The following is a 5,567-nucleotide window of genomic DNA, read 5'->3' as shown; positions in this document are numbered from 1 at the left end:
CCCCCCCCCCCCCCCCCCCCCCCTCGACCAGTCACCGCGGAGTAAACGCATGGATATCAACGCCACTTTCATCGGGCAGGCCCTCGCTTTCGCGATCCTGATCTGGTTCTCGTACAAGTTCGTGTGGCCGCCGATGATGGGCGCCATCGAAGAGCGCCAGAAGAAGATCGCCGAAGGCCTCGAAGCCGCCGATCGCAGCAAGAAAGATCTCGCCCAGGCCGAAGAAAAGGTCAACGAGGTCCTGCGCGAAGCCCGTACCAAGGCCAACGAGATCATCGACCAGGCGCAAGTCCGGGCGAACCAGATCGTCGACCAGGCCAAGGTCGAGGCCATTGCCGAGGCCGGCCGCCAGAAGGCGATTGCCATCGGTGAGATCGAGTCCGCCGCCAACCGCGCCAAGGAAGACCTGCGTCATCAGGTTTCCGCGCTCGCCGTTGCTGGTGCCGAGAAGCTGATCCGTCGCGAGATCGACAGCAACGTCCACAAGACGCTGCTCGACGAGCTGGCGGCCGAGATCTGAGGCCGAGCCTGACATGAGCCAAGCCCTCACCCTCGCCCGTCCCTATGCCCGCGCCGCGTTTGCACTGGCGCAGGAAGGCGGTCGTTTGCCGCAGTGGTCGCAGATGATCGGCTTTGCCGCCGAAGCGTCCGCGGTTCCGCAGGCGCACGACGCCCTGCGTCATCCGCTGGCCAAGGCCGAGGCGCTGGTCGACCTGCTGCTGCCGCCCGGCGACAGCGACCCGACCTTCCGTCGCTTCCTGGTCGAGCTGGCCAACCACCGCAGGCTGACGATGCTGCCGGAGATCTCCGGTTTGTTCGAGCTGCTGCGCGCCGAAGCCGAACACCGGGTGAAAGCCACGGTGACGTCGGCCCAGCCGCTGGACGAGGCCACGCTGGCGAAGCTGCGCGAGTCGCTTCGCAAGCGCTTCGGCCGCGAGGTGGACGTCACCACGGCGGTCGACGCGGGCCTGATCGGCGGCGCGGTGATCGACGCCGGCGACATCGTCATCGACGGCTCACTCCGCACGAAGCTGGCGCGCCTCGGGGCGGCGCTGGCGAACTGAATCCGTTTTTCCTTTGAACCAAGCGCCGGCGCGAGCCGGACGACCCAGGGATATCCCCATGCAGACGCTCAACCCGTCCGAAATCAGCGAACTCATCAAGAGCCGCATCGAGAACGTCAAGCTGGCCGCTGAAGCCCGCAACGAAGGCACCGTTACCTCGGTGTCCGACGGCATCGTGCGCATCCACGGCCTGGCCGACGTGATGCAGGGCGAAATGATCGAGCTGCCCAACGCCACCTTCGCCCTGGCGCTCAACCTCGAGCGCGACTCGGTCGGCGCCGTGGTTCTGGGTGACTACAAGCACGTTCGCGAAGGCGATATCGCCAAGACCACCGGCCGCATCCTCGAGGTGCCGATTGGTCCCGAGCTGCTGGGTCGCGTGGTCAACGCGCTCGGCGAGCCGATCGACGGCAAGGGTCCGCTCACCACCACGCGCACCGCGCCGGTGGAAAAGGTTGCCCCGGGCGTTATCGACCGCAAGTCGGTGTCGCAGCCGGTGCAGACGGGCTACAAGACCGTTGACGCCATGATCCCGATCGGCCGCGGCCAGCGCGAGCTGATCATCGGTGACCGCCAGACCGGCAAGACCGCTCTCGCCATCGACGCCGTGATCAACCAGAAGAACACCGGCATCAAGTGCGTGTACGTCGCCATCGGCCAGAAGGCTTCGACGGTTGCCAACATCGTGCGCAAGCTCGAGGAAAACGGCGCGCTGGCCCACACCATCGTCGTGGCCGCCACCGCTTCCGAATCCGCCGCCATGCAGTACATCTCGGCCTACTCGGGCTGCACCATGGGCGAGTACTTCCGCGACCGCGGCGAAGACGCGCTGATCGTGTACGACGACCTGTCCAAGCAGGCCGTGGCCTACCGCCAGATCTCGCTGCTGCTGCGCCGCCCGCCGGGCCGCGAAGCCTATCCCGGCGACGTGTTCTATCTCCACTCCCGTCTGCTCGAGCGCGCCGCCCGCGTGAACGAGGACTACGTGGACAAGTTCACCAACGGCGGCGTCAAGGGCAAGACCGGCTCGCTGACCGCGCTGCCGATCATCGAGACCCAGGCGGGTGACGTGTCGGCCTTCGTGCCCACCAACGTGATCTCGATCACCGACGGCCAGATCTTCCTGGAAACCGACCTGTTCAATGCCGGCATCCGCCCGGCCGTGAACGCCGGTATCTCGGTGTCGCGCGTCGGTGGTGCGGCCCAGACCACGATCATGAAGAAGCTGTCGGGCGGCATCCGCATCTCGCTGGCCCAGTACCGCGAGCTGGCGGCGTTCGCCCAGTTCGCCTCGGACCTCGACGAAGCCACCCGCAAGCAGCTTGAGCGCGGCCAGCGCGTGACCGAGCTGATGAAGCAGAAGCAGTACGCGCCGATGTCGATCGCGCAGATGGCGCTGTCGATCTACGCCGTCAACGAGGGTTACCTCGACGACGTGCCGCTGGCGCAGATCCTGCCCTTCGAGGCAGGCATGCACGCCCACCTGAGCAACACCCAGGGCGAGCTTGAGAAGAAGATCGTCGAGACCGGCGCCTGGGACAAGGACATCGAGGCCTCGTTCAAGCAGGTCATCTCCGAGTTCAAGGGCACGGGCACCTGGTAATCCATGTGGGAGGGGCTTTAGGCCCGACGGAAAGCAATCGGGGCTGAAGCCCCTCCCACAGTAGAAAGGGAAGAGACATGGCAGGCGGCAGGGAAATCAAGACCAAGATCAAGAGCGTGCAGAACACCCGCAAGGTGACGCGCGCGCTCGAGATGGTCTCGGCGTCGAAGATCCGCAAGGCGCAGGAGCGCATGAAGGGTTCGCGCCCGTATGCGCGCCTCATGCGCCAGATGATCGGCCACATCGCGAAGGCGAACTCAGAATACGTGCATCCGTTCCTGGTGGAGCGTGAGCAGGTCAAGCGCATCGGCTACGTGATCGTGTCCACCGACCGCGGCCTTTGCGGCGGCCTCAACTCCGTGCTGTTCCGCCGCATCCTGGTGGACATGCGCGAATGGCAGGCCAAGGGCGCCGAAGTGGACGTGGTCTGCGTGGGCCAGAAGGCCACGGCGTTCTTCCGCCGCCTGAAGGTCAACCTGCTGGGCTCGGTGACCCACCTGGGCGAGCAGCCGGAGCTTGAAAAGCTGGTTGGCGTCATCAAGGTGATGCTGGACGGCTACAGCGAAGGCAAGCTCGACCGCGTGTTCCTGAGCTACAACGACTTCGTCAACACCATGACGCAGCGCCCGACCATCGACCAGCTGCTGCCGCTGCCGGCGTCGGATTCGCTGGAAAGCAAGCACGACTGGGACTACCTGTACGAGCCCGATGCCGAGGCCGTGCTCAACCACGTGCTTACGCGCTACGTGGAGTCGCTGGTGTACCAGGCCACCCTGGAAAACCTGGCTTCCGAGCACGCCGCACGCATGGTCGCCATGAAGTCCGCCTCCGACAACGCCAACAAGCTGATCGAAACGCTGCAGCTGATCTACAACAAGGCGCGCCAGGCGGCGATCACCCAGGAAATCTCCGAAATCGTCGGCGGCGCCGCGGCAGTTTGACGCAGCGCCACCACCAAAGCATCAGAACCGAGGAAACAACCATGAGTCAGGGCAAGATCGTTCAGATCATCGGCGCCGTCGTCGACGTCGAGTTCCCGCGTGCAGACGTGCCGAAGATTTACGACGCACTGAAGGTCGACGGAACCGAAATCACGCTCGAAGTCCAGCAGCAGCTGGGTGACGGCATCGTGCGCTGCATCGCGCTGGGTTCCACCGACGGCCTCAAGCGCAACCTGATCGCCAGCAACACCGGCCACGCGATTGCCGTGCCGGTCGGCAAGGCCACCCTGGGCCGCATCATGGACGTGCTGGGCCGCCCGATCGACGAAGCGGGCCCGGTTGAATCCGAAACGCGTTGGGAAATCCACCGCCCCGCGCCGAGCTACGAAGACCAGTCCTCGGGCAACGAGCTGCTGGAAACCGGCATCAAGGTGATCGACCTGATGTGCCCGTTCGCCAAGGGCGGCAAGGTCGGCCTGTTCGGCGGCGCCGGCGTCGGCAAGACGGTCAACATGATGGAACTGATCAACAACATCGCCAAGGCCCATGAAGGCCTGTCGGTGTTCGCCGGCGTGGGTGAGCGTACCCGCGAGGGCAACGACTTCTACCACGAGATGAAGGACTCCAACGTCCTGGACAAGGTCGCGATGGTGTACGGCCAGATGAACGAGCCGCCGGGCAACCGCCTGCGCGTCGCGCTGACCGGCCTGACCATGGCCGAGTACTTCCGCGACGACATCGACCCGGTGACCGGCAAGGGCCGCGACATCCTGTTCTTCGTCGACAACATCTACCGCTACACCCTGGCCGGCACCGAAGTGTCGGCGCTGCTGGGCCGCATGCCGTCGGCCGTGGGCTACCAGCCGACGCTGGCCGAGGAAATGGGCGTGCTGCAGGAGCGCATCACCTCGACCAAGACCGGCTCGATCACGTCCATCCAGGCCGTGTACGTGCCCGCCGATGACCTGACCGACCCGTCGCCGGCCACCACGTTCGCCCATCTGGACGCCACCGTCGTGCTGTCGCGAAACATCGCGTCGCTGGGCATCTACCCGGCCGTCGACCCGCTCGACTCCACGTCGCGCCAGCTCGACCCGAACGTCATCGGCCACGAGCACTACGACACCGCCCGCAAGGTGCAGTCCACCCTGCAGAAGTACAAGGAGCTCAAGGACATCATCGCCATCCTGGGCATGGACGAGCTGAGCGAAGAAGACAAGCAGGCCGTGTCCCGCGCCCGCAAGATCGAGCGCTTCTTCTCGCAGCCCTTCCACGTGGCCGAAGTGTTCACCGGCTCGCCGGGCAAGTACGTCACGCTGAAGGAAACCATCCGCGGCTTCAAGATGATCTGCGACGGCGAGTGCGATGCGCTGCCCGAGCAGGCGTTCTACATGGTCGGCGGCATCGACGAGGCCTTCGAAAAGGCCAAGAAGATGAGCGCCGCGGCCTGATCCGCGAAAAGTAGGGAATCCACATGGCATCCACCATCCGTTGCGACATCGTCAGCGCCGAGGAAGAAATCTTCCAGGGCGAAGTGCAGATGGTCGTGGCCACCGGCGAAATGGGCGAGCTGGGCATTGCGCCGCGGCACGCCCCGCTGATCACCCGGCTCAAGCCGGGCCAGATCCGCGTCATCCTGGCCAATGGCGAAGAGCAGCTGTTCTACGTGTCCGGAGGCATCCTCGAGGTGCAGCCGCAGGTGGTGACGGTGCTGGCCGACACCGCGATCCGCGGTGGCGACCTGGACGAGTCCAAGGCCCAGGCGGCCAAGGCCGAGGCCGAGCGCATCCTGGCGGGTCGTGGCGAAGCCATGGACCTGGCGGAAGCCCAGGCGAAGCTGGTCGAGGCCATGGCGCAGCTGCAGGCGCTCGAGCGCCTGCGCAAGAACCTCAAGCACTGAGTCCGCCGCCCGCGGGACACTTCGACGGCGGCGGGGGGGCGGCGGGGGGGGGTGGGGGG

6 protein-coding genes are annotated in these 5,567 nt (G+C 65.6%); all 6 read left to right on the top strand.

Annotated elements, in window-relative coordinates:
• The first annotated feature begins 49 nt into the window (after positions 1 to 49).
• The 6 genes from K0M70_RS07480 (at position 50) to K0M70_RS07455 (ending at position 5,508) form a co-directional block, all read left to right on the top strand.
• A complete protein-coding gene (locus tag K0M70_RS07480) occupies positions 50 to 520 on the top strand; it encodes a F0F1 ATP synthase subunit B (protein WP_290781127.1) in 471 nt (156 codons plus the stop codon).
• A gap of 13 nt (positions 521 to 533) precedes the next feature.
• A complete protein-coding gene (locus K0M70_RS07475) occupies positions 534 to 1,064 on the top strand; it encodes a F0F1 ATP synthase subunit delta (RefSeq protein WP_290781125.1) in 531 nt (176 codons plus the stop codon).
• A 58-nt stretch (positions 1,065 to 1,122) separates the two neighbouring features.
• Positions 1,123 to 2,667 carry a F0F1 ATP synthase subunit alpha gene (atpA, locus tag K0M70_RS07470; RefSeq protein ID WP_290781123.1) on the top strand — a complete coding sequence of 515 codons (1,545 nt, stop codon included), beginning with the start codon at positions 1,123 to 1,125 and terminating at the stop codon, positions 2,665 to 2,667.
• Between the two features lie 77 nt (positions 2,668 to 2,744).
• Positions 2,745 to 3,608, top strand: coding sequence for a F0F1 ATP synthase subunit gamma (gene atpG, locus K0M70_RS07465; RefSeq protein ID WP_290781122.1), 864 nt, complete (start codon positions 2,745 to 2,747; stop codon positions 3,606 to 3,608).
• A gap of 41 nt (positions 3,609 to 3,649) precedes the next feature.
• The gene (atpD, locus tag K0M70_RS07460) at positions 3,650 to 5,059 is read left to right on the top strand and encodes a F0F1 ATP synthase subunit beta (protein ID WP_290781119.1); all 1,410 of its coding nucleotides are present in this window, start codon (positions 3,650 to 3,652) and stop codon (positions 5,057 to 5,059) included.
• 23 nt (positions 5,060 to 5,082) lie between these two features.
• On the top strand, positions 5,083 to 5,508 hold the full coding sequence (locus K0M70_RS07455) for a F0F1 ATP synthase subunit epsilon (RefSeq protein ID WP_290781117.1): 426 nt from the start codon (positions 5,083 to 5,085) through the stop codon (positions 5,506 to 5,508).
• Positions 5,509 to 5,567 lie beyond the last annotated feature (59 nt).

Origin of the sequence: Arenimonas sp., assembly GCF_019459675.1 — a bacterium.
Lineage (GTDB): Bacteria > Pseudomonadota > Gammaproteobacteria > Xanthomonadales > Xanthomonadaceae > Arenimonas.
Note: the sequence above shows the minus strand (reverse complement) of the source record. Positions and strands in the feature narration are given on the sequence as shown.

Coding starts and splice junctions, on each gene's coding strand:
- K0M70_RS07480 (WP_290781127.1), top strand. CDS start 50: ATGGATATCAACGCCACTTTCATCGGGCAGGCCCTCGCTTTCGCGATC.
- atpA (WP_290781123.1), top strand. CDS start 1,123: ATGCAGACGCTCAACCCGTCCGAAATCAGCGAACTCATCAAGAGCCGC.
- K0M70_RS07455 (WP_290781117.1), top strand. CDS start 5,083: ATGGCATCCACCATCCGTTGCGACATCGTCAGCGCCGAGGAAGAAATC.
- K0M70_RS07475 (WP_290781125.1), top strand. CDS start 534: ATGAGCCAAGCCCTCACCCTCGCCCGTCCCTATGCCCGCGCCGCGTTT.
- atpG (WP_290781122.1), top strand. CDS start 2,745: ATGGCAGGCGGCAGGGAAATCAAGACCAAGATCAAGAGCGTGCAGAAC.
- atpD (WP_290781119.1), top strand. CDS start 3,650: ATGAGTCAGGGCAAGATCGTTCAGATCATCGGCGCCGTCGTCGACGTC.